This is a genomic window from Flavobacterium antarcticum DSM 19726 (assembly GCF_000419685.1).
In the GTDB taxonomy this organism is placed as follows: Bacteria; Bacteroidota; Bacteroidia; order Flavobacteriales; family Flavobacteriaceae; genus Flavobacterium; species Flavobacterium antarcticum.
Genome location: NZ_ATTM01000005.1, coordinates 152,096 through 173,822, shown reverse-complemented (window position 1 = coordinate 173,822; position 21,727 = coordinate 152,096). Strand labels below are relative to the sequence as shown.

The 21,727-nt window shown below is 36.0% G+C and carries 20 protein-coding genes; 10 read left to right on the top strand and 10 right to left on the bottom strand.

What is annotated here, in order from left to right; all coding sequences use genetic code 11:
* Positions 1–257: 257 nt before the first annotated feature.
* The 4 genes from YWA_RS0110150 to YWA_RS0110135 are packed head-to-tail and all read left to right on the top strand — an operon-like array spanning position 258 to position 3,045.
* A complete protein-coding gene (locus YWA_RS0110150; RefSeq protein ID WP_022828406.1) occupies positions 258–689 on the top strand; it encodes a thioredoxin family protein in 432 nt (143 codons plus the stop codon).
* Positions 690–696: 7 nt separating this feature from the next.
* Positions 697–1,620: an FAD:protein FMN transferase gene (locus YWA_RS0110145; protein WP_022828405.1), complete on the top strand. Its 924-nt coding sequence runs from the start codon at positions 697–699 to the stop codon at positions 1,618–1,620.
* A complete protein-coding gene (locus YWA_RS0110140; protein ID WP_022828404.1) occupies positions 1,617–1,847 on the top strand; it encodes a DUF4266 domain-containing protein in 231 nt (76 codons plus the stop codon). The genes YWA_RS0110145 and YWA_RS0110140 overlap by 4 nt, the downstream gene beginning before the upstream one ends.
* A 16-nt stretch (positions 1,848–1,863) precedes the next feature.
* A complete protein-coding gene (locus YWA_RS0110135) occupies positions 1,864–3,045 on the top strand; it encodes a DUF3570 domain-containing protein (RefSeq protein WP_022828403.1) in 1,182 nt (393 codons plus the stop codon).
* A gap of 138 nt (positions 3,046–3,183) precedes the next feature.
* Here YWA_RS0110135 and YWA_RS0110130 read toward each other — a convergent pair whose 3' ends face one another.
* On the bottom strand, positions 3,184–3,549 hold the full coding sequence (locus YWA_RS0110130; protein WP_022828402.1) for a CoA-binding protein: 366 nt from the start codon (positions 3,547–3,549) through the stop codon (positions 3,184–3,186).
* A gap of 253 nt (positions 3,550–3,802) precedes the next feature.
* Here YWA_RS0110130 and YWA_RS0110125 point away from each other — a divergent pair, with 253 nt between their 5' ends.
* Together YWA_RS0110125 and YWA_RS0110120 are read left to right on the top strand one after the other, a co-directional pair.
* A complete protein-coding gene (locus tag YWA_RS0110125) occupies positions 3,803–4,444 on the top strand; it encodes a MarC family NAAT transporter (protein WP_022828401.1) in 642 nt (213 codons plus the stop codon).
* Positions 4,445–4,453: 9 nt separating this feature from the next.
* Positions 4,454–5,887, top strand: coding sequence for an SDR family oxidoreductase (locus tag YWA_RS0110120; protein WP_022828400.1), 1,434 nt, complete (start codon positions 4,454–4,456; stop codon positions 5,885–5,887).
* A gap of 206 nt (positions 5,888–6,093) precedes the next feature.
* Here YWA_RS0110120 and ctlX read toward each other — a convergent pair whose 3' ends face one another.
* From ctlX to eno, 8 genes are all read right to left on the bottom strand, one after another.
* Positions 6,094–7,035 (bottom strand): citrulline utilization hydrolase CtlX, encoded by a 942-nt coding sequence (gene ctlX / locus YWA_RS0110115; RefSeq protein ID WP_022828399.1) that lies wholly within the window; start codon positions 7,033–7,035, stop codon positions 6,094–6,096.
* Positions 7,036–7,087: 52 nt separating this feature from the next.
* Positions 7,088–7,456 carry a four helix bundle protein gene (locus tag YWA_RS0110110; protein WP_022828398.1) on the bottom strand — a complete coding sequence of 123 codons (369 nt, stop codon included), beginning with the start codon at positions 7,454–7,456 and terminating at the stop codon, positions 7,088–7,090.
* A gap of 130 nt (positions 7,457–7,586) precedes the next feature.
* Entirely contained in the window at positions 7,587–8,501 is a 915-nt protein-coding gene (locus YWA_RS0110105; protein WP_022828397.1) for a dimethylarginine dimethylaminohydrolase family protein, read from the bottom strand.
* 313 nt (positions 8,502–8,814) lie between these two features.
* Positions 8,815–10,098 (bottom strand): citrate synthase, encoded by a 1,284-nt coding sequence (locus tag YWA_RS0110100; RefSeq protein ID WP_022828396.1) that lies wholly within the window; start codon positions 10,096–10,098, stop codon positions 8,815–8,817.
* Positions 10,099–10,294: 196 nt separating this feature from the next.
* Positions 10,295–13,195, bottom strand: coding sequence for a DUF7619 domain-containing protein (locus tag YWA_RS0110095; protein ID WP_022828395.1), 2,901 nt, complete (start codon positions 13,193–13,195; stop codon positions 10,295–10,297).
* 84 nt (positions 13,196–13,279) lie between these two features.
* Complete coding sequence (locus tag YWA_RS0110090) at positions 13,280–14,041, bottom strand: LytR/AlgR family response regulator transcription factor (RefSeq protein WP_022828394.1); 762 nt, start codon at positions 14,039–14,041, stop codon at positions 13,280–13,282.
* Between the two features lie 68 nt (positions 14,042–14,109).
* Positions 14,110–16,080 carry a tetratricopeptide repeat protein gene (locus YWA_RS0110085; protein WP_084683051.1) on the bottom strand — a complete coding sequence of 657 codons (1,971 nt, stop codon included), beginning with the start codon at positions 16,078–16,080 and terminating at the stop codon, positions 14,110–14,112.
* 530 nt (positions 16,081–16,610) lie between these two features.
* Entirely contained in the window at positions 16,611–17,903 is a 1,293-nt protein-coding gene (gene eno / locus YWA_RS0110080) for a phosphopyruvate hydratase (RefSeq protein WP_022828392.1), read from the bottom strand.
* A gap of 458 nt (positions 17,904–18,361) precedes the next feature.
* On the opposite strand from eno, the gene YWA_RS0110075 reads away from it, so the two are divergent.
* On the top strand, positions 18,362–18,985 hold the full coding sequence (locus YWA_RS0110075) for a hypothetical protein (protein WP_022828391.1): 624 nt from the start codon (positions 18,362–18,364) through the stop codon (positions 18,983–18,985).
* Positions 18,986–19,143: 158 nt separating this feature from the next.
* Here YWA_RS0110075 and YWA_RS0110070 read toward each other — a convergent pair whose 3' ends face one another.
* The gene (locus YWA_RS0110070; RefSeq protein ID WP_022828390.1) at positions 19,144–19,422 is read right to left on the bottom strand and encodes a hypothetical protein; all 279 of its coding nucleotides are present in this window, start codon (positions 19,420–19,422) and stop codon (positions 19,144–19,146) included.
* A 260-nt stretch (positions 19,423–19,682) separates the two neighbouring features.
* On the opposite strand from YWA_RS0110070, the gene YWA_RS0110065 reads away from it, so the two are divergent.
* The 3 genes from YWA_RS0110065 (at position 19,683) to YWA_RS0110055 (ending at position 21,723) form a co-directional block, all read left to right on the top strand.
* Positions 19,683–19,916 carry a hypothetical protein gene (locus YWA_RS0110065; protein WP_026718731.1) on the top strand — a complete coding sequence of 78 codons (234 nt, stop codon included), beginning with the start codon at positions 19,683–19,685 and terminating at the stop codon, positions 19,914–19,916.
* Positions 19,916–20,233 carry a type II toxin-antitoxin system RelE/ParE family toxin gene (locus YWA_RS0110060; RefSeq protein ID WP_022828388.1) on the top strand — a complete coding sequence of 106 codons (318 nt, stop codon included), beginning with the start codon at positions 19,916–19,918 and terminating at the stop codon, positions 20,231–20,233. Before YWA_RS0110065 ends, YWA_RS0110060 begins: the two co-directional genes overlap by 1 nt.
* A gap of 134 nt (positions 20,234–20,367) precedes the next feature.
* Positions 20,368–21,723, top strand: a complete 1,356-nt coding sequence (locus YWA_RS0110055; protein WP_022828387.1) for a M28 family metallopeptidase — start codon at positions 20,368–20,370, stop codon at positions 21,721–21,723.
* Positions 21,724–21,727 lie beyond the last annotated feature (4 nt).

Here is a 21,727-nt window from a genome sequence, read left to right as displayed (position 1 = left end):
CGGAATTATTTGTATTGGTTTTTTTGCCGTTGCCTCTTTTCTTTTGTGCATTTTTTTTGGATTTCATCGGCAGGCAATCGGCGGTATTTTTAAAGATTTTGGCCGTCCTATACTTGCTTCTAATCACTTTGTAAAGTAGTGCTTATAACACAACAGCTGATCAACTGTATATTAAGCAACTCTTAAGGAAAAAAACATGCTGAAGTTCCGTTTGTGCACGTTATTTGTTAGCCCAATAGCAATCAAATCTTAAAAACATGAAAACAGTAGCACTTCTCTTTTTATTTCTTTTACCTATTCAATGGGAACCTAGTTTTGAACATGCGAAAGTTTTGGCATCAGAAAAAAAAGAATTAATCCTGCTCAACTTTTCAGGTTCGGACTGGTGTGTGCCTTGCATTAGCTTGCGCAAGGACTTTTTAGAATCCGAGGCTTTTGCTGCTTTTGCTGCTGAAAACCTGATCTTAGTCAACGCTGATTTTCCACGAAAGAAAAAAAGCCAAGGTGATCCCGCCCAAATTAAACGAAACGCTTCCTTAGCCGAACAGTACAATCCGAACGGCATCTTTCCGCGCACGCTATTGCTGAATGCAGAAGGAAAAGTACTTAAAACTTGGGAAGGCAAACCAAAAGGTTCCGTAGACGAATGGATTGCGGAATTGAAAGTGGTTTGCCAAGCAACTAAATAACAGGACTATGGAATCGTTTTCAAAATCGTTGCAGTTAATGGGCAACCTGTTCACACTAACTGTGGTCAGTGAAGATCCTGAATTTGCACAAGAAAATATTGAAATTGCCATAGCTGAAATTCAGCGAATAGAAGCTCTTTTTACTACTTATACGACGGGAAGCCAAACGCATTTGATTAACGAAAACGCCGGGATTCAGCCTGTAAAAGTGGACCGAGAAGTTTTTGAATTGATTCAAAGAAGTTTGCACATCTCTAAAATTACGCAAGGTGCTTTTGACCTCTCGTACGGCAGTATCGATAAAAGCCTTTGGAATTTTGATGCAACCATGACCCAACTTCCGAGTACAGCGACGGCACTGAAAATGGTGCATTTGATCGATTACACGAACATTATTTTGGATGAGAAAGGTCCAACTGTTTTCTTAAAAGAAGCGGGCATGCGGATTGGTTTTGGGGGTATCGGAAAAGGATATGCGGCAGAAATGGCAAAGAAACTACTGGTTAAAAATGGTGTGAAAAGCGGCATCATCAATGCCAGTGGCGACTTGACCGCTTGGGGATCTCAAGCCAATGGGAAGCCATGGACCATAGGTATTGCGAATCCAAATGTTCCTAAAAATGCTTTTTCGTACTTGGAAATTTCCAATAAAGCAGTTGCTACTTCTGGAAATTACGAAAAGTTTGTTACCATCAAAGGCAAGAAGTATTCGCACACCATTGATCCCAAAACAGGATTGCCCATAATGGGAATTAAAAGTGTGACCGTGATCAGTACCAATGCCGAATTTGCCGATGCTATGGCAACACCAATTGCAGTCATGGGAATAGAAAATGGGTTATTCCTGGTAAACCAATTGCCTGATTTATATTGCATCATTATTGACGATCACAACAAAATTTATACTTCTAAAAACATCCACTTGACATGAAAAACAACGCAAAAAATACTTTCATTGGTCTTTTACTCGTCTTATTTGGAGGCACGTTTACGTCTTGCGAAGCGGTAAAGCCGTATCAAAAAAGTAAAATAAACGATTCCGAAATGGTTTTGGCCAATCGGAAAATACAGAAGACCGAAAACAGTTTTCAAACCTACCGCGAGGGTGCTTCGGGAGCCAGTGGCGGAAAAACAGGCGGCGGTTGCGGTTGTAATTAATTAGACTCAAAAGGAAATGAAACGAATACTCATCACCGGATTGGCTTTACTGGGCTTGATGCAACTTACCGCTCAGGTCGCACCTGCCGATTCCACCACGTATAAAAGCACAAAGTTAAAAATAGATGAAATCAACTTGGTTTCAAGTTATTACCAACAAGACGGTAACAATTCGTCGGTGACGGGAGGAATTGGTACAGAGAAATTGACTGATATTTCCAATACGTTGGACGTGCGACTGATTAAATTTGACAAAGCGGGCATTAAACACAGTTGGGATTTAGAGGTTGGCATTGACCATTACAGTTCCGCTTCCTCTGACATGATTGACTTGCAAGCAAATTCGTCTGCCTCTTCTGCTGATAATCGCGTTTATCCGTCGGTTACTTATGCACGAGAAAATGAAGAAAAAGGGCAATCGTTTTCTTTTGGTTTGTCTACTTCTTTCGAATACGATTATCAATCGTTTGGGGGAACCGTTGGCTTTTCAAAGCAAACCAAAAATAAAAACGGAGAGTTTACGGCTAAATTTCAAACCTATTTGGATCAAGTAAAAATGATCCTTCCCATAGAATTGCGTGATGCGAATGCACCAAGTGGTACGGAAGCACGAAATACTTTTGCGGGTTCCTTAGGTTATTCCCAAATTGTAACCGAAAATTTTCAAGTGCAATTCATGGTTGATTTGGTGCAACAAAACGGTTATTTGAGTTTGCCTTTTCACCGTGTTTATTTTACAGATGGATCAGTTCATCAAGAAAATTTACCCAACAGTCGTTTTAAAATTCCGGTATCGGTTCGTGGTAGTTATTTCCTGGGCGACAACATTATTTTACGAGCGTATTACCGTTATTATACCGACAACTGGAACCTTACCGCACATACATTGGATTTTGAAGTACCGGTTAAACTGTCTCCTTTTCTATCTGTAAGTCCGTTTTATCGGTATTACAACCAGCAGGGAACCAAGTACTTTAAAGGTTACGAAGCCCATACGGAAGCTTCCGAATTTTACACAAGTAACTATGATCTTTCTACATTCAGCAGTAACTTCTTTGGAGCGGGTGTGAAGTGGACGCCGTTACATGGTGTTTTTGGGGTCAAAAACCTCAACACGTTAGAACTCAGATACGGTCATTACAGTCGGAGTACGGATTTGAATTCGAATATAATTAGTTTGAATTTGAAATATAAATAAGCGAAAAAGGTTGTGGGCTGACTGTCGTCGGTTGTCCGTCTACGAGAAGAATATACTAAAAAAACGGGATTCATTTTCGATGAAAATGAATCCCGTTTTTTATGTTAACTAACGGCCTTAGGACTTGCTACGCAAATACTAGTACTGATTTGTACCTAACAAGACTAATGTACAAGCTACTTCTACTTCGATGTTATTTGATTTCAACAACTGATAAAACTCGGGATTCTCCGTTCCGGGGTTGAAAATAACGCGTTTGGGTTGCAAACCGATGATGTAGTTGTAATACTCCTTTTGACGCGATGGATTCAAGTATAAAGTAACCGTGTGAATGTTGGTAAACGGCACTTGCTTTGCCTGGATTTTTATACCTGATACTTCGCCCACTCGCTGACCAAGTGCGACAACCGATTGGTCTTTTGAAAGCAATTTTAAAATTGCCCTATTTGAATAGCGTTCTGGATTTTCGGAAGCACCCATTACTAAGGTTTTTTTATTTTTCATAGTCTCTTTTTTAATAGTTAGCCTAATTATACCACTTGAAACAAAAGTGAAATAACTAATTCGGTGTAAAAATACAGTTTAGCTTGTAATTTAAGACTTGATTTGGGATTTTTTTACCAACGTAAATAGTTGCAACGCTTGTCCAACAAAAGCTAAATTTCTCTACAATTTCAAATGAGTGGCAAAAAAAACAATTTATTATCGCTAACTTTACCTTTATCGCTCCTGCTCAAACTATTTTTGCCCTAAAACAATGGAATTATTTATCTACATTTTCGCCGCACTTTTTTCAGTTATCAACCCCATTGGTACCGTTCCTATTTTCGTAGGACTTACCCAAGACGACGATAAAAAGGAACGTTCTCGTATATCGCTTTGGACGGCGATCAACGTATTTTTGATTTTAATCATCTCGTTCTTTGTGGGCCAATATGTCCTTGATTTTTTTGGAATTAGTATTGATGCATTGCGAATAGGCGGTGGATTAATCATCGTAAGTTCTGGTTTTTCATTGCTTTCCGGCCAATTTAGTAAGAAGCGAGGCATCAATAAAAAAGTGACCAGTGAAGTTCAAAAAAGAAATGATATTGCGTTAACGCCACTTGCTATTCCGATGTTGGCTGGACCGGGATCGATTTCTTTATTGATTGCTTTTTACCAAGACCACCAACAAACGCATGAAATTATCATTGGAAGTTTGGCTATTTTAACGGTCGCACTGAGTATTTTTTTGATATTGAAAAGTGCGCATTATTTGGCTAAAATTTTAGGTTCATCCGGGATTGTTGCCATTTCAAGAATTGTGGGTTTTATCGTAATTGCGATTGGAATTCAATACATCGTCAGTGCGGTTGTGAGTATCGTACAAACTAATTTTATGCAACAAGTCCTTTAAATAAAGCTTATGAAAATATTATTAACGGGTGCCAATGGTTATGTGGGCAAGCGTCTGCTTCCTGAATTACTCCAAGAAGGGCATGAAGTGACATGTTGCGTTCGAAATAAAAACCGTTTGGGTCTTGACGAAACTACTTTGGCTAAAGTCAAAATTTGGGAAGTCGATTTCCTTGATGAAGTAGCGCTTGAAAATCTTCCTTCCGACTTTGATACCGCTTATTATTTAATTCATTCCATGAGTGCCTCGACGGAGGACTTTGATGTTATGGAGGCGAAAGCGGCTAAGAATTTCAATACCTACATGAAAACTATTGGCGTAAAGCAAGTTGTTTATCTGACGGGAATTGTCAATGAAGATAAACTTTCTAAACACTTGCAATCGCGAAGTGATGTGGAGCAGATTTTATACGAAGGCCCGTTTGCATTGACCGCACTTCGAGCTGCTATTATTGTAGGATCAGGAAGTTCGTCTTTTGAAATCATTCGGGATTTGTGTGAGAAATTGCCGGTTATGGTCACACCAAAATGGGTGCTAACTAAGTCGCAACCTATTGCTATTCGAGATGTTATGAAATGTCTTTTGGGCGTTATTGGACGAGAAGAATGCTACAAACAGTCGTTTGACATTGGTGGTTCTGATGTGATGACGTATAAGGAAATGCTGCTCAAATATGCGGAAGTGCGAAAGATCAAATTGTCTATTTATACGTTGCCCATTATGTCGCCCAAGCTTTCCTCCTATTGGTTGTACTTCGTTACGTCTACTTCTTATAAGTTGGCCGTCAATTTAGTAGACTCCATGAGTATGGAAGTGGTTTGCAAAGACCAGCGTTTGCAAAAAGAAATTTTGGGCTTGACGCCAATTAGTTATGTAGAATCCATCAACCTTGCTTTTAAAAAAATAGAACAAAATTTAGTTATTTCATCTTGGAAAGACAGCATTTCAAGCAGTCGGTTTGGCGATGATTTAAAGTCGTACATTGAAATTCCGAAGTACGGTTGTGTCAAAGACGAGAAGTCGCTTAAAGTTACTGATCCTGAAGGAACCTTGGCACGTATTTTCGCTATTGGTGGCGAAAGTGGATGGTACTACGGAAACTGGCTTTGGAAAACCCGTGGCTTAATGGACAAAATGTTTGGCGGTGTTGGCTTGCGACGCGGAAGAACACATCCTACCCATTTGGATAACGGCGATGCTTTGGATTTTTGGCGTGTCCTTTTGGCTGATCCAAAAGAGCGACGGTTACTGCTTTTTGCTGAAATGCGATTGCCTGGCGAAGCGTGGCTGGAATTCCGCATTGACGACGATAATGTGTTGCATCAAATTGCTACTTTCCGCCCAAAAGGAATTTTTGGAAGGTTGTATTGGTATGCCATGTTGCCTTTTCACTATTTTTTATTCGCTGGAATGATTAAAAATATTGGCAATCCGAAGAAGTAGGGAAAGAGGTTAGAAAGACTTTTAGAATGAAGAGCATAGAATGAAGAGGATAGATTATAGAAAATAGAAAAAAGAGTATAGAGTAAAGATTATAGATTGTAGAGTATAGATCAAAGAGAAACCCAAATCCCAACATGCTATTATTGGAATTTGGGTTTTTATGATTTTGAATTTCCTTTAGAATGTGAGCAATCTAGTGTTGGAATTTAGTCTTCTTTCTTTGGCAAAAAGATCTCTGCCATCATGCATCGTGCACTTCCACCGCCACAAGCTTCGATTGTATCTAAACTTGAACTTAGTATCTCAGCGTGTTTTTCTAACTGCTTGATTTGCTTTGGCGTCAAACTTTGATGTGCCGACGTACTCATTACCAAATAACGTTTGTCATCTGCACCTTTGACCTCAAGCATGTTTCCGGCAAAATTATTCACCTGATCTTCGGTAATTAAAATTACTTCTTTACCGTCTTCTTTGAGGTTGTCCAAAACCATTTTGCGTTCTTTCTTATCGTCGATGCAATCTGCACAAATTACTGCAAAAGTTTCGCCCAAGCACATGATCACATTGGTGTGGTAAATCAATTTACGTTCGCCATTTACGGTTTGAAATGCTTCAAAAATAACGGGTGCCAAATCATAATCTTCACAGAATTCAATGAATAATTCTTCATCCGCTCTTGGCGACAACGCACAATACGCTTTCTGATTCTTACGGTCTAAAAGTAAACTTCCTGTTCCTTCTAAGAAAAATCCGTCTTCTTCCGCTTCTGTATAATCGTTAATTGAGTCGATTTTAAAACCCTTTTCTTCTAGAATTTCTAAAATATCCTCCCGACGTTCTACCCGACGGTTTTCAGCAAACATGGGGTACAAAACTACTTCTGCATTTTGGTGAAAAGAAATCCAGTTGTTCGGAAAAATAGAATCCGGCGTGTCGGGATCTAAAGTATCATTGACCACCGTTACATCAACTCCGACGCTTCGTAATTTTTCAACAAACGTGTCGAATTCTTCTTGTGCTTTCGCATTTACAGTTGCTGGCAAAAGTCCGTCCAGTACTTTTTGGTAATAATTATTTACTGCTGTTTGTTCGTTCATTCGGAATGCTACCGGACGAATCATTAGTATGGAGTTTGTTGTTTGTCTCATGATTTTTTGTTGTATGTTGTAAGTTATAGGTTGTAGGTTAAAAAATTGGAAGTTACGTTTTCCAATTTTCTTCTACATATTTTATAAAGTTAAAAATTTTTGCGCTTAATTCGTTGTAACGACTTATTAATACATTCGGATCTTCGATAACTTCGGGATACAGTTGTGCTATTTTTTCGATGTGAAAAACCGACTCTAGGCAGCTTGCCCAAGAATACGTAAGAAATTTAATAAAATCAGCTTTGTACCTTTTTCTTCCATAGCCTTCCACAATATTAGTTGTTACAGAATCCGCTGACCTTCTGAGCTGACTTCCAAGTTCATACATTTCATACTTTGGTAATTTTAAAGTACAAGCGTGTGATAAATAGAATAATTCTAAGCCTAAATTATAAACGTCTAAATCTTTGTAACTTTTCATATTTCTTTAAAATTGAAATTTACAATCTTGCTACAAATATTAAGTTTGCGACTGTATTAAAATTACGCATCGTTATAAAACATTCCTGTTTCCACAAACTTAATACAAAACCTAGAACCTAGAACTTCCTCTATTCTCTAATTAGCGGTAATGTTGAACAACGTAACAATCCCTCCTGTTTTGAAATCTCAGCATACGGGATTTCTTCTACGGTAAATCCGTTTTCTCGTAGCCAATTGTTTAAACGTGTGAAGTTTTTCTCGGAAACCACGACGTCTTCTGCGATTGAAAATACATTAGAATTCATGTGGTACATTTCATCGCGGGAGATGTGAAATAGATTTTCTTTACCAAATAATTGGACTAAATACATGTAATCTGCTTCTTCACGAAATCCGCTTTTGTAAATGATTCCTTTGTCTTTTCCAACGGGCTGAAAGCAGCAATCAAGGTGTAATGCATTGTCTCTGGCTTCTATTTTAGATTTCACAAGGTCGAATTCTTTTACAATTTTGTTTGGAAACAAATTCTTAATGAACTCCACTCCTTCTTTATTCGTTCGAGCCGTTTTGTAATGTTTATAATCGCTTCCTTTGTAGGTTCCGATGAAAATGTAGTCGTTCCACAACATGACATCACCACCTTCAATATGCACTTCTTCAGGCGGGCGAACGACTTTTGCAGGATCTATTTGATCAATTACATAATTGATTGCATCCAATTCGCGGTCGCGTTCCGGCAGAATATTTGCTTTTATAAACACATCATCAATCACAAATCCGATGTCTCGGGTAAAAATCTGGTTGTACTCCTCGATCATTTCTGGTCGGTATACTTTCACATCGTATTTTTGAAAAACTTGATTAAACGCTTCCATTTCAGCGACCATATCTGCTTCAATCGGATACGTTCCCGCTAAAACGTGTTCAAGCGACTTTGGATCGTACGCTTCATCGGCAGTTGGCGTTGGTCCGTTATTAACAGCACTTCCCAGTACAACTGCTTTTAATCTCGAGGTTTCATTTTTTACATTTAATTGTAACATATCATTTTGTTTTATGCGAATGACAAATATAGAAAAAGCCCTTTACCTTTGCTACTTTTGTTTGCTTAATACTGTTAAATAAAGTACGTGATCCTCAAAATTCAACTACACTAAAATAATTGCAATTTTCTGAACCATTCAGGAATTAAGATTCATAACATCTAAATTTTCTTACTATTTTAATGGTTTAGAATTCTATACACGAATCACAACCCTAATCAATAAAATTTTTACAGTAAAAGATCTGCATTTCTAATTTATCCAAAAAAAAAGCCTCTCTTTCGAAAGGCTTTCTTTATAAAAAAAGTAAGTATTATCTTTTGTCCATGTCTACGAAAGACCGTAATGGATAACCTGTGTACACTTGACGTGGTCTTCCAATTGGTTCTTTGTTAACACGCATTTCTTTCCATTGTGCAATCCATCCTGGTAAACGTCCGATCGCGAACAATACCGTAAACATATCTGTAGGAATTCCTAAGGCTCTGTAAATAATTCCAGAATAGAAATCTACGTTTGGATATAATTTTCTTGACACGAAGTAATCGTCTACTAAAGCTGCTTCTTCCAGTCGTTTAGCGATTTGCAAAATTGGATCATCCACACCCAATTCTCTTAACACTTCATCCGCTGCTTTTTTGATGATTCTAGCTCTTGGATCGAAGTTTTTGTACACTCGGTGTCCAAAGCCCATCAAACGGAATGGATCGTCTTTGTCTTTGGCTTTAGCCATATATTTATCCGCGTCTCCACCGTCTTTTTGAATTGCTTCAAGCATCTCTAAAACGGCTTGATTTGCTCCACCGTGAAGTGGTCCCCAAAGTGCAGAAACACCTGCAGAAATAGAAGCAAACAATCCAGCGTGAGAAGAACCTACCATTCTTACTGTTGATGTAGAACAGTTTTGTTCGTGATCTGCATGAAGAATAAATAATTTATCTAAAGCGTCAATTACAATTGGATTCGCTTTGTACGGACTTGTTGGCAATTCAAACATTAAATGCAAGAAATTCTCAACGTATCCTTTTGTATTGTCGTAATAATTTAATGGGAAACCAGCTGTTCTTCTGTACGTCCAAGTTGCCAAAACCATGAATTTACCCATTGTTTTACAAACTGCGTCGTACATTTCTTTTTCATTTTCTACATTGACTACTTTTGGATTAAAAGCGGTTAATGCACTTGTCAAACAAGATAAAACGCCCATTGGGTGAGCGGTTCTTGGAAAACCTTCTACAATGGTTTTCATTTCTTCATTGACCAATGTATGTTTGTGAATGTCTTTTTCAAATTTAGCAAGTTGGTCTGCCGTTGGCAATTCACCAAAAATTACTAAGTAGGATACTTCAAGGAAATTTCCTTTATCTGCTAATTCTTCAATTGAATATCCTCTGTAACGTAAAATTCCTTCTTCACCATCTAAAAAGGTAATATCGCTTTTACAAACTCCTGAATTTTTATATCCTGGATCCATCGTGATTGCACCACTTAAATCTCTTAATTTACTAATATCAATGGCTACTTCATGCTCACTTCCTTCAATAACTGGAAACTCGTATTTCTTACCTTCTAATTCTAATGTTGCTATTTTTGACATGTGTTTATCTATTGTTATTCGGTGAAAAATTTTAATTTAACAAATCTATGAAAATTAACACGAACTAAAAAGAAAATTGTACTTGACAACAGTTAATTATTTTATAAAAGAGATTTGTGGAAATTTCACCTTAAAAACCAAATCCACAACTCGAAAGTTGTGGATTTCTCTATTAACAAAAAAACTAACTTAACTATTATTTTTTAATCACTTTTTGTGTTTGTTGACCAAATGATGTTGCAACAGTTATGAAATAAATCCCAGAAGAATAACTGGACAAATCTACTGATTCTGAGTTCTTATTGGACATTTTGGTTTGCAATATTCTTCCTTGAGCATCAAACAATTGAATGGAGTTGATTGTGTGTTCTGCTTTAATGAATACTTCGCTTTCTGCAGGATTTGGATACACTTGAATCGAAATGTCTCTATTGAAATCATTTTTTGATAAATCAGCAAAAATAGTTTGTTCTTCATTCGTAACTATTGGAAAATTATAGTCGAAGAAAATATTTGCACTATTGATCACTAAATCAGCAGGAAGTGTCGCATTTGATTTCAATTTCAACAAAATATTTCCGTGACCGCCTGTGTCTAAATCAATTCCTTGGAAAATGAACTCTGCAATATTACCTGTCACTTTCACAACTACAGGATGCGAACTTTCGAGCACTTGAAGCGACTGAATATCGTATTGCGACAAGTCGATTTGATTTTTTACAACTATATTTTCTGCTGGAGCGGTTCCGGTATTTTCAAAGCGAATGTTGTAATGGAGGTATTTTCCAATAGCATTTAAAGGAAGTGCATTTCCTTGTAAACAAGTGATGTCATTTGGGTCGAAGGAACCAACAACGATTTGATTTAACGTAAATAAATTATCATCTGTTTCAGTTTCAGATGTTGAACCAGAATTTAAGATTACACTAGCACTCAGCTCCAAAACATCTCCAATATTCACTCCGTTCGTTTCTGTTGGTGCATTGATATTCAACGTGACTAAAATAGAACGGGTTTCAAATGGTGCTAAATTGGTAAAATTAAATCCATAATAACCAAACGAACCATTATTTGCGGCAGGAACTGCACTTACAAAATCCATATAGGCATAATTAAAATCAAAAAACACGATTCCGTTTACGGTTTGATTTCCCTTGTTTTTGTAGACGATTTTGTAAACCGCATCAAAGCCAGGTCGTGCAGGCACAATTGGAACTAAAACTACTTCTAAGTCGGGATGAATGCCGTTTGGAGTGATGCAGAAGTTTTGGATGGTGGTTGTGTTGTCAATTTGAGTAATAGTTATAACCGCGGGATTTGGAGCAACGCTGAAATAATTTGGAATTTCAAGATTTGGTAGCAGCGTATAAGTTCCTAATTCATCAAAAGTTGTTGAATAATTGCCTGTAGTATTTGAAAACACTTTTTCGTTAGTATCTATACCGTTTACAATCATATTGAATGATAAAAAATTCACGGATTGATCTTCAGCATTACAGCCGTCTGCATTACTATCGAATTTAACTACTCCAGTCAATGTATTAAAATTACCTGGCGTATAGGAACAAAAAGTATTAGATACTGAACCTGAAGTAGTATCGAAATAAGAATATATATCATTAGCATCAATACATATAATCTGTGGACTATTCGCTAAACTACCAGAAAAGAAAGAACTATTTGTATTTTTATAATTGTTTTTTAGATTGATTTGAAGTAAGTTACTATTATTATTTAAGCCAATATCTAAAACATTAGAGGGAGACAAATTGTTAGGTTCGCGTTGAAAGGCTACAGAACTTAAATCAACGTTTGTTAGCGCGTTGTTCTGCGCTTTAATACGATACAAAAAAGGGAGATTAATCAAATTTAATGCGGTCAGATTGTTGAATCCTATCTCCAATGTTCGAATATTGTTATCTTGCAAAGTAAAAGTTGTAAGTGCATTAAAAGTGACATTAGCATATTTAATCCTGTTATTTTCGTTAAGATTCAAACTCGAAAGTTGTTGGTGTGCAAGACTTAAATAACGCAAGTTCAAACACGTGGTTAAATCAACATTCGTAAGTTGCCCATAAGAACAATTTAAATCTTCCAAATTAAAACAATTATTCACATTCAACGTTGTTGTACTTGTGTTTTCCGCTACTGCTGTGATAAGATGTGGAAAGCTGCTTAAATCAATCGTAGAAATTGGATTATTACTACAAGTAAAATATCTTAAATTCACAAAAGCTTCCAATCCGGTAAGGTTTGTAATCCCTGAATTGTTAAGGCGTAAATAAATAATAGACTGTACTTCTGAAAATTGAATTTCACCATCGTTATTCAAATCAATTTTGGAATAAACATTTGGAGTTGATGTACTATTTGGATTAACAATTGATGCAATATTTGAGGTTGTACTGGACGAAAGTAACTTAGCTTTTAAGATAGCATCTGGAAAATTCACAATGTAATCTTCCGTTTTCACATACAATTTAAAGCTCTTAATAACATAGCAACCTGTAGTATTGTAATGAACCCTTACAAAAATATTTTGTAAATCAGCACCTGTGAAAGTTTGTGGATTGGCAATTACGTCGACTTGGTTTTCTGCATTCTCCCTAGTTAAATAATAATCTACAGTAACATTACTAAGCGAATTGCTGTTTAAAAAAGTTGCTTGATTAGAGGTTAAATCGAATGTTGCCAAACCATCCGAAGGATTTTCATAGATTATTAAACCTAAAGGCTGGCCAATAGTAGGTTGTTGATTAATCACAAAAGAATAACTGTTCACAGCGTAATTTGATGGGATGCTATTTTGCTCTACTCGAATATAAATAGAAGTAAACGTTGATGAAACGAATGAAGTAGGATTTAAGGCAACTTCACTTTTAGTTTGAGCACCTTCCAAACTAGTATGATAAGAAATCGTGTATTCATTTGGATTTAATCCGTTTAATATCATTTCATCATAAGCTGTAACATCAAAAACGGCAAAACTATCACCAACGTTATCACATGAATAAAAATAATAACTTACTTGTGCAATTGGTGGCTGTGCATAAATTACACTTGATACAAATAGAAAAAAGAGTAGTAGTTTTTTCATGATATTTATTTTTTATAAATTTAATATTGTGTTTTCAATTTTTAATTACTCAATGAGTATCCAACCCGTTTGATTTAGAATTCGTTACAAATTCTTCAACAGCTCCTGTAACCTTTCTCTTTTTCGCTGCGCAATCGGCAAATTACTATTGTCACTCATAATCACATAACCGCCGTCTTTTTTAATATACGATTTCAAGTAGGCGAGATTAATCAAATGCGACTGGTGAATCCGTTCAAAACCATGTTCTGCCAATAACTCTTCGTATTCTTTCAGTGTTTTTGAAATCAAAATCGGCTTGTGATTTTTAATATAAAACTTCGTGTAATTATCCTCACTTTCACAACGAATAATATCGCTGATTTCAAATAAATGAATTCCGTCGCTTGTGGAAAGTGCAATTCTTTTAAAATTATCCACTTTCTTTCTGATGTTTTCCAAAAGCAAATCGATGTGTTCAAAGTTTTCCTTCTGATTTAAAACGGCTTTGATTTTCTCTACTACTTTCTGCAATTCCTCCGGGTCAACAGGTTTCAACAAGAAATCCAACGCACTAAATCGAAATGCTTTAATGGCATATTGTTCGTGAGCGGTAATAAATACAATATGTGAACTCAATTTACCCTGACTTTTAGTCACTCGTTCTAAAATGTCAAAACCGGTTCCGTCGTTCAGTTGGATATCCAGAAAAACCACTTGGGGTTGTAATTTCTCCATTGCGATTGTCCCGGTTTTTACACTATCTGCTTCACCAATTATTTCAATATCCGAAGCGTATCGTTCTAACAAGGCTTTCATTCCTTGTCGCAAATTCGCATCGTCGTCTATCAATAGTACTTTTATCATCTCTAAAATATTTCTATCTTTTCGTCCTTCTATCTTTCAATCCTAATTTCAAACAAGTTTCTCAAAACCTACAACCGCTCTAAATATTGAACCGGCAAATGCAACACTACTTTTGTTCCTTTCACTACTCCATCATCTACAATTTCTTCAATCGTCACAAATGATTTCTTTTGAGTCGAAGTCTCCATCATTTCCAATCGCTTTTTGGTAATGTCCAACGCCATTGATTTATGAATCGAAACCGATTGCTCTTTTAGTTTTTGGGATGCTTCCAAACCAACACCGTTGTCACTGATTGTGCAAAGTAGATTTTCGCCTTCCAATTCAAATGAAATATCAATTTGTCCTTTTTCTTGTTTCGGAATCAATCCGTGAATAATCGCATTTTCTACAAAAGGCTGTAACAATAACGGTGGCAAAGCCAGATCATCTTCAATATCCGCACTTTTAGTTATCGTAAAATCAAAAACTTGATTGAAACGCAATTGTTCTAATTCGAGATAATTCTGCAAACTTTCAATTTCTTTGTCAATCGGAATCAGGGCTTCTTTTGAATATTCTAAAGTCAATCGCATGAGTTTTGAAAACTTTGCCAAGTATTTTATCGCCGAATCCGTTCCATTCTGAACAATAAAGCTCGAAATCGAACCCAAACAATTGAACACAAAGTGTGGGTTCATTTGCAAATGCAAGGCTTTTTGTTCGTATTCGGCCAATTCTTTTTGAAGAGTAAGCGTTTTCTTCAATTGCATACGGTTGTAGATTAGAAATACAATTCCAAAAATCAAGATGACAAATAGAATACTAAATAAAATTTGCATCTGATGGCGCTTGATTTCTTCTTCATATACAATTTCTTTTTTCTCTTGTTCTTTTTGCAACAGCGACTCTTTTTTGTCGAATTCAAAATTCATTTCCGCTTGCACCATTTGGCGGATGTTTTCTCGATTTTGTAAACTGTCTTTCGCAATCCCGTATAATTTCAAATGTTTCAACGATTCATTCGTCTGCCCCATTTTCTCATAAATAGCACTCAAGGACAATTCAGAGTTTTGAACTGACTCTAACAAATCTAATTCTTTGGCATAAGCCAATGATTTCCGGGTATTTTCAAGTGCTTTTTGATATTCCTTTTGTTGTAAGTAAAATTGACCCAAATAATAATACGTATCTGAAGAACCGAATTTATCATCAATAGTTTTAAATTCGATTAAAGCTTTTTCAAAAGAAGAAATCGCTTCGACATTCTTATTTTGCAATTGATAGTATCTTCCAAAATGCGTCAACAACTCCCCCAAACCTCTAGCATCAGGAAATTGTTCAAATCGTGTTTGAGCCAATTGGAAATACTTCAATGCCTCCGGATAATTCTTTTGTTTTAAATAAATCTTTCCAATATTCGTCGCCGTAATTCCACTCGACAATTTATTTTTCTCTTGAATTTTAAAACATTTCAAGAAATAATCCAACGCTTTGAATTCTTGGTTTTGCGATTGATAGACCACACCAATATTATTAGAAACTTGAGCCACTTTAAGTTCTTGACCCGTTTCTTCGTATAGTTTTATTGCTTTCAAATGATTTTGCAACGCTTTCGCATAACTATTTTGTTCAGAGAAAACAATTCCCATACTTCCGTAAGCACGCGCCAATCCGTTTTTTAATTCTAAATGATTGGACGGTTTTCCTTGCAATTCCTTTTCAAACACAATTTGGGCATTTTGAAAATTCACTAAAGCTTCTGCATAATTTCCAGAGATAATTCCTGCATTTCCAAGACTCAACAATGCTGTTCCTTCGGCGGAAGCAAAATCAATTTTACGTGAAAGTACCAAAGCCTTTTCTGCATTTTCCTTTAACATTTTCGGATCGAAATCTTGGTAAGCAGAAGCCAATTGATTCAAAACCGTTGCCGTTTGAATATCGTCTTTGCTGTTTTTCAAGACATTTTGCAAACTATCCACCACCTTCTCTTGCGAAAAGACATTCGCAAAAAAGAACAAAACAATAACGATACTAAAATTTCTCATTCTACTCATGATAAGGTATTAGATGCAAACAAAAATAGTATTTTGCTTCAGTTAATTAGGAGTAAATGAGTATTTGATGGTTTTGAGTTAGAATTTGAAGAAAATGTTCTCGCAATAATCATTTAAGATGGGTCTCGCAAAGACGCAAAGTCGCAAAGGAAAAAGCACCTAAACTTTGGTCCTTGACTCCAGAATTCTGTCAAGATTACGACATCAAAATACCTTTCAAATTTTAAAAGTATAGAAGAGTGTTATAATTAAAATTCGTGAAATTCGTATTTAAAAACTCAATTAAATATTCTCGGAAAGAAAAGCAGTTACAAAGAAAAACCTCTATCACTTTGCGTCTTCGCGGCTTTGCGAGATAAAAACTTTAAAACGACTACAATATAAAATAAGTGAAAATTAATGTAATCCGTGTCGAACTTATACTTATTAATGGAGCTTCTTTGCAACATAAAAAAAACCCTTTCAAAGTTCAAAACTTCAAAAGGGTAATTTATATAATCCGTGAAAATTTGTTTAATTTGTGTGAAATCTTATTTCATCTTAAAAGCATTCACACCAGGAAAATAAGCCGTATCGCCTAATTCTTCCTCAATTCTCAACAATTGATTGTATTTTGCTATTCTATCAGAACGCGAAGCCGAACCTGTCTTAATCTGACCACAATTCAACGCCACAGCTAAATCAGCAATTGTTGTGTCTTCAGTTTCTCCAGAACGGTGTGACATTACAGAAGTATATCCAGCATTATGAGCCATATTTACAGCAGCAATCGTTTCAGTTAACGTACCAATTTGGTTTACTTTCACTAAAATCGAATTTGCAATTCCTCTGTCAATTCCAGTTTTCAATCGGTTTACATTGGTCACAAATAAATCATCACCAACAACTTGTACTTTATCGCCAATTAAATTTGTCAAATATTCCCATCCGTCCCAGTCTTCCTCATGCATTCCGTCTTCAACAGAAATAATAGGATATTTGGCACATAATGCCGCTAAATATTCAGCTTGTTCTTTAGACGAACGGATTTTTCCGTTTTCGCCTTCAAACTTTTTATAATCGTAACTTCCGTTTACATAAAATTCCGAAGCCGCACAATCCAAAGCAATCATAATTTCGTCTCCAAATCTATAACCCGCTTTTTCAACCGCTTTCTGAATCGTTTCAATTGCATCTTCCGTTCCACCAGCAAGATTTGGTGCAAAACCACCTTCATCACCTACCGAAGTACTCAAACCTCTATCGTGCAATTCTTTTTTCAAATGGTGAAAAATTTCAGTTCCCATTTGCATTGCTTCAGTAAAAGTTTTCGCTTTCACAGGCATAATCATAAATTCTTGAAACGCAATTGGAGCATCAGAATGACTTCCACCGTTAATAATGTTCATCATCGGAACCGGAAGCGTATTCGCCGAAACACCGCCAATATAGCGGTACAATGGCAATCCCAACTCATTTGCAGCCGCTTTTGCAACCGCTAACGAAACACCTAAAATAGCGTTCGCACCCAAGTTAGATTTGTTTGGCGTCGCATCAAGATCAATCATAATCTTATCGATCAAGTTTTGCTCAAAAACAGAAGTTCCCAACAATTCCTCGGCAATACGGTGATTTACGTGTTCCACAGCTTTCAAAACTCCTTTACCCATAAACGCTTTTCCGCCGTCTCTCAATTCCACCGCTTCGTGTTCGCCCGTCGAAGCACCACTTGGCACTGCCGCACGACCTAAAACGCCGTTTTGAGTAATAACATCCACCTCAATCGTTGGATTTCCTCTTGAATCAAAAATTTGTCGGGCATGAATTTTTATAATAATGCTCATTTTACTATAGTTTTTATTGTGAGTTAGACATTGATAACTGCAAATATATTACAACTTTATGAATCCTTTTAGGAAAATTGTGAATCTTATGAAGTTAATAGGTTTAGTAAGTAGAATAATGATTTGGAGCACATCGCTTGGGCATTTTCAGAATCCATGTTCCTGCCATCCTTCCACATCTCCTGATGAAAAATCAGGAGGATGTTCCCTCCTGTCAGGGCTATGATAAAATATATTGGGTTCTTTTATGTTTTGGGATATTATTGATAAAATATAGCTATGCTATTTTATCTTAAAGAAGTTGAATAAATTCTTATATATTTGATATGGGTTAAATTACATCTTCATACTTAAACGACTATGTTTAAGTATGGATACGATATTAGTTTTCCAAATCTCAGACCACGACAAGATTTTGAGAAGAAAAATATCTTTTACAATAAATTGAAAAACTTTTTATGACACACATTTCATCAACAAACAATATAGATAACACTCTTACAAAATATATACAATTAATGAGTGAAATCCGTAAAAGAGAAGAAGTCATTATAGCTTTACACGACGGAACAATAAACGCTAGATATTTAATCGTGAATTATGAGGTTATATTCTTTCAATTAAGAAAGATTTTGGAAATTATTATTAAAGCGCCAATGCTTATTAACGAAAATGATTACCGTGACATATCAAATAGTCCAGAAAATGATTGGCGAATAAGAGACATTATTAAAAAATTGGAGAAAGTTAATCCAAACTTTTATCCGCAATCAATTGAAATTATTAAAACTCAAAATCAGCCGGACGAATTTATAAATAGAAAAATCGGACACTTGACAGTTGACGAATTATGTAAAGCATATGATTACTGCAATGGATACTTACACTCGCACAACCCATTAAAAATCGAAAGTGAAGTAAACTTTAATATCGAATGGAACTGGATTGTTGAAATAATAGATAAAATTCATATGCTTTTAGATAAGCATTTATGTCATCCAACATTTAAAGGAAATTTTTATTTTATTACAATGGAAACAGGAAATGGACATCCAGGAGGAAATGTGTTTGCAAAATTATAACGTTTAATTTTTTACAATATTCGAAGATGCAGTATCATTATAAGTTACTAGGTTTGAGAATATCCCCGACTCAACAATTATTTTAACATAAATAAAGAAATAACACACAATAAAGCTGCGACGTCAGAAACCGTCGAAGCGCGAATTGCATCATAAAATTAATACAGCATTTCAATCTTAAAAAACCGCATCACAAAAATAATTGCAACTACATTTAAAAGCAACCCAATCCAATAAAGCACATTCCAAGAATCTCTATTACTTATTATTTCCGCAGCATTTAAAAGTGGTAAAATCAAAGTAAAAACCAATAACAAAATCCACTCAAAAGAAAGTGTACTGTCTAAAACACCAACAACTACATCGCCTGATGCTATGGCAAAAAATATAGCAAATAGAAGCACAATGCTTAATCCTAGATAAATTTTTTCTTTCATAATACCGGGATGAGTTTCAAAAGCAACTTAAAGTTTTACGTTTATTTCGAGTAAATAAATGTAAAAGTAAACGTATTTTTTGAATTGCTGTATTAAGCAGCTATGCGAAATTTGCAACTGCTGTGCAAATGTCCCTGACTTCGCAATATCTTTAAACTGAATACATAGGAATACAGCTAACAATTAGAGACAATCGGAGAGCGAAGAAAAACATCGACTGAATTTGATAATTTAGTATCTTTGATAAAATGCAAATCAAAATGAACATAGAAGCTCGAAAAATAGAATTTGTACAAGAATTTCTAAAACTTGAAAGTGAAGATGCGATTTCTAAACTCGAAAAAATATTGAGAAACGAAAAAAACAATTCAGACGAACGGATAGTTGAGACAATGACAAAAGAAGAATTGAATAATCGAATTGACCAATCAGAATCTGATTTTCAAAATAACAGATATAAAAGCAGTACCGAACTTTTAGCCAAATATGAATAATGGCTTATAAAATTATTTGGTCTGCATTTGCTGAAACGCAACTTGATGAAATCTATGAATATTACGAAATGAAAGTAAGTTCAAGAGTTGCTTCGAAACTCGTTAAAGAAATAATCAACGAACCAAATAAATTATTAAAAGCACCTTTTATCGGACAAGAGGAAGAATTTTTAAAGGATAGAGCAATTCAATACCGCTACTTAGTTTTCAAGAAATACAAACTAATTTATTCAATTGACCAAGAAAACGGATTTATAAAAATTGCCGATGTTTTTGATACGAGACAAAATCCTCCTAAAATGAAACGCACGAAGTAGAAGGTTTATCAAACGCCAACAGTTGTATAAACTCTCCAGCTAACGCGAGCGTCTCGCTCGTGCCCATTCAAATACTCAACACAAGTTAAAATCCAAAAACAAAACGCATTTTTCATTAAATTTGAAATAAAAACATGAAAAACGTTTTTATACTTTCCCTACTCATCATCACTCAAATTAGCTTTTCCCAAACAGACGAACGCATTTATTCCATTATAAAAGACGTTTCCGCAAAACGAATTGAAAGCGACATCCGCACTTTAGCCAACTTTGGCACCCGAAATACTTTCAGCGATACCGTTTCCAGCAAAAGAGGAATTGGTGCTGCACGACGTTGGATTAAGTCGGAATTTGAGAAAACATCAAAAAAGTGTGCAGATTGCTTAACTGTTTTTTACCAAAAAGATTTTGTCACCACAAACGACGGCGAACGCGTTCCAAAAGACACTTGGATTGTAAATGTAGTTGCCGTTCAAAAAGGAACTAAAAACAGCAACCGCTACGTCATCATGACTGGCGACATTGACACACGAAATTCAGATGTAATGGATTACAAAAACGACGCTCCAGGTGCAAATGATAATGCTTCGGGAATGGCAGGAACAATAGAAGCCGCTCGGGTTTTATCCAAATATAAATTTGATTACAACATTGTATACCTAGGATTATCAGGCGAAGAACAAGGTTTATTTGGCGGAAAAGGTTTTGCCGAATATGCTAAAAAAAATAATTGGGATATTATCGGAGTAATCAACAACGACATGATTGGAAACATCGAAGGCGTTGATGGCGTCATTGACAACCGAACCTTCCGAATTTTTTCTGAACCTACTCCAATCACAGAAACTGAAAAGGAAAAAGCAAATCGACGTTTTTACGGAGGCGAAGTCGATGGAATTTCTAGACAATTGGCACGCTACATTCACAAAACCACATTGACGTACATGCCGGAAATGAATCCGATGATGGTGTATAGACTTGACCGTTTTGGACGAGGCGGCCACCACCGACCATTTAATGATTTAGGTTTTGCCGGTGTTCGACTTATGGAAGCCCACGAAAACTACAACCGTCAACACCAAGATATCAGAACAGAGAACGGCATTAAATACGGGGACGTTGTTGAAGGAGTGAACTTTGGCTATGCAAGTAAATTGACAGCTGTAAACGCAATTGCTCTTGCTTCTTTAGCTTGGGCTCCACCCGAACCTAAAAATGTGAAGATTGGCGGCGTGGTAGAACCCAACACCAAATTAAAATGGGAAAAAGCCGAAGATTCGAACATCATTGGTTACAAAATTTACTGGCGTTTGACGACTTCACCTCAATGGGAATTCAGCCGTTTTGTGGGCGACGTAGATAATTTCGAATTAGAAGGAATTGTAATTGACAATTATTATTTTGGTGTAGCTTCGGTTTCAAAATCAGGACACGAAAGTGTGGTGGTTTTTCCGAATGATATTATTAGAACGACGTTTAGGAGGAAATAGTGAG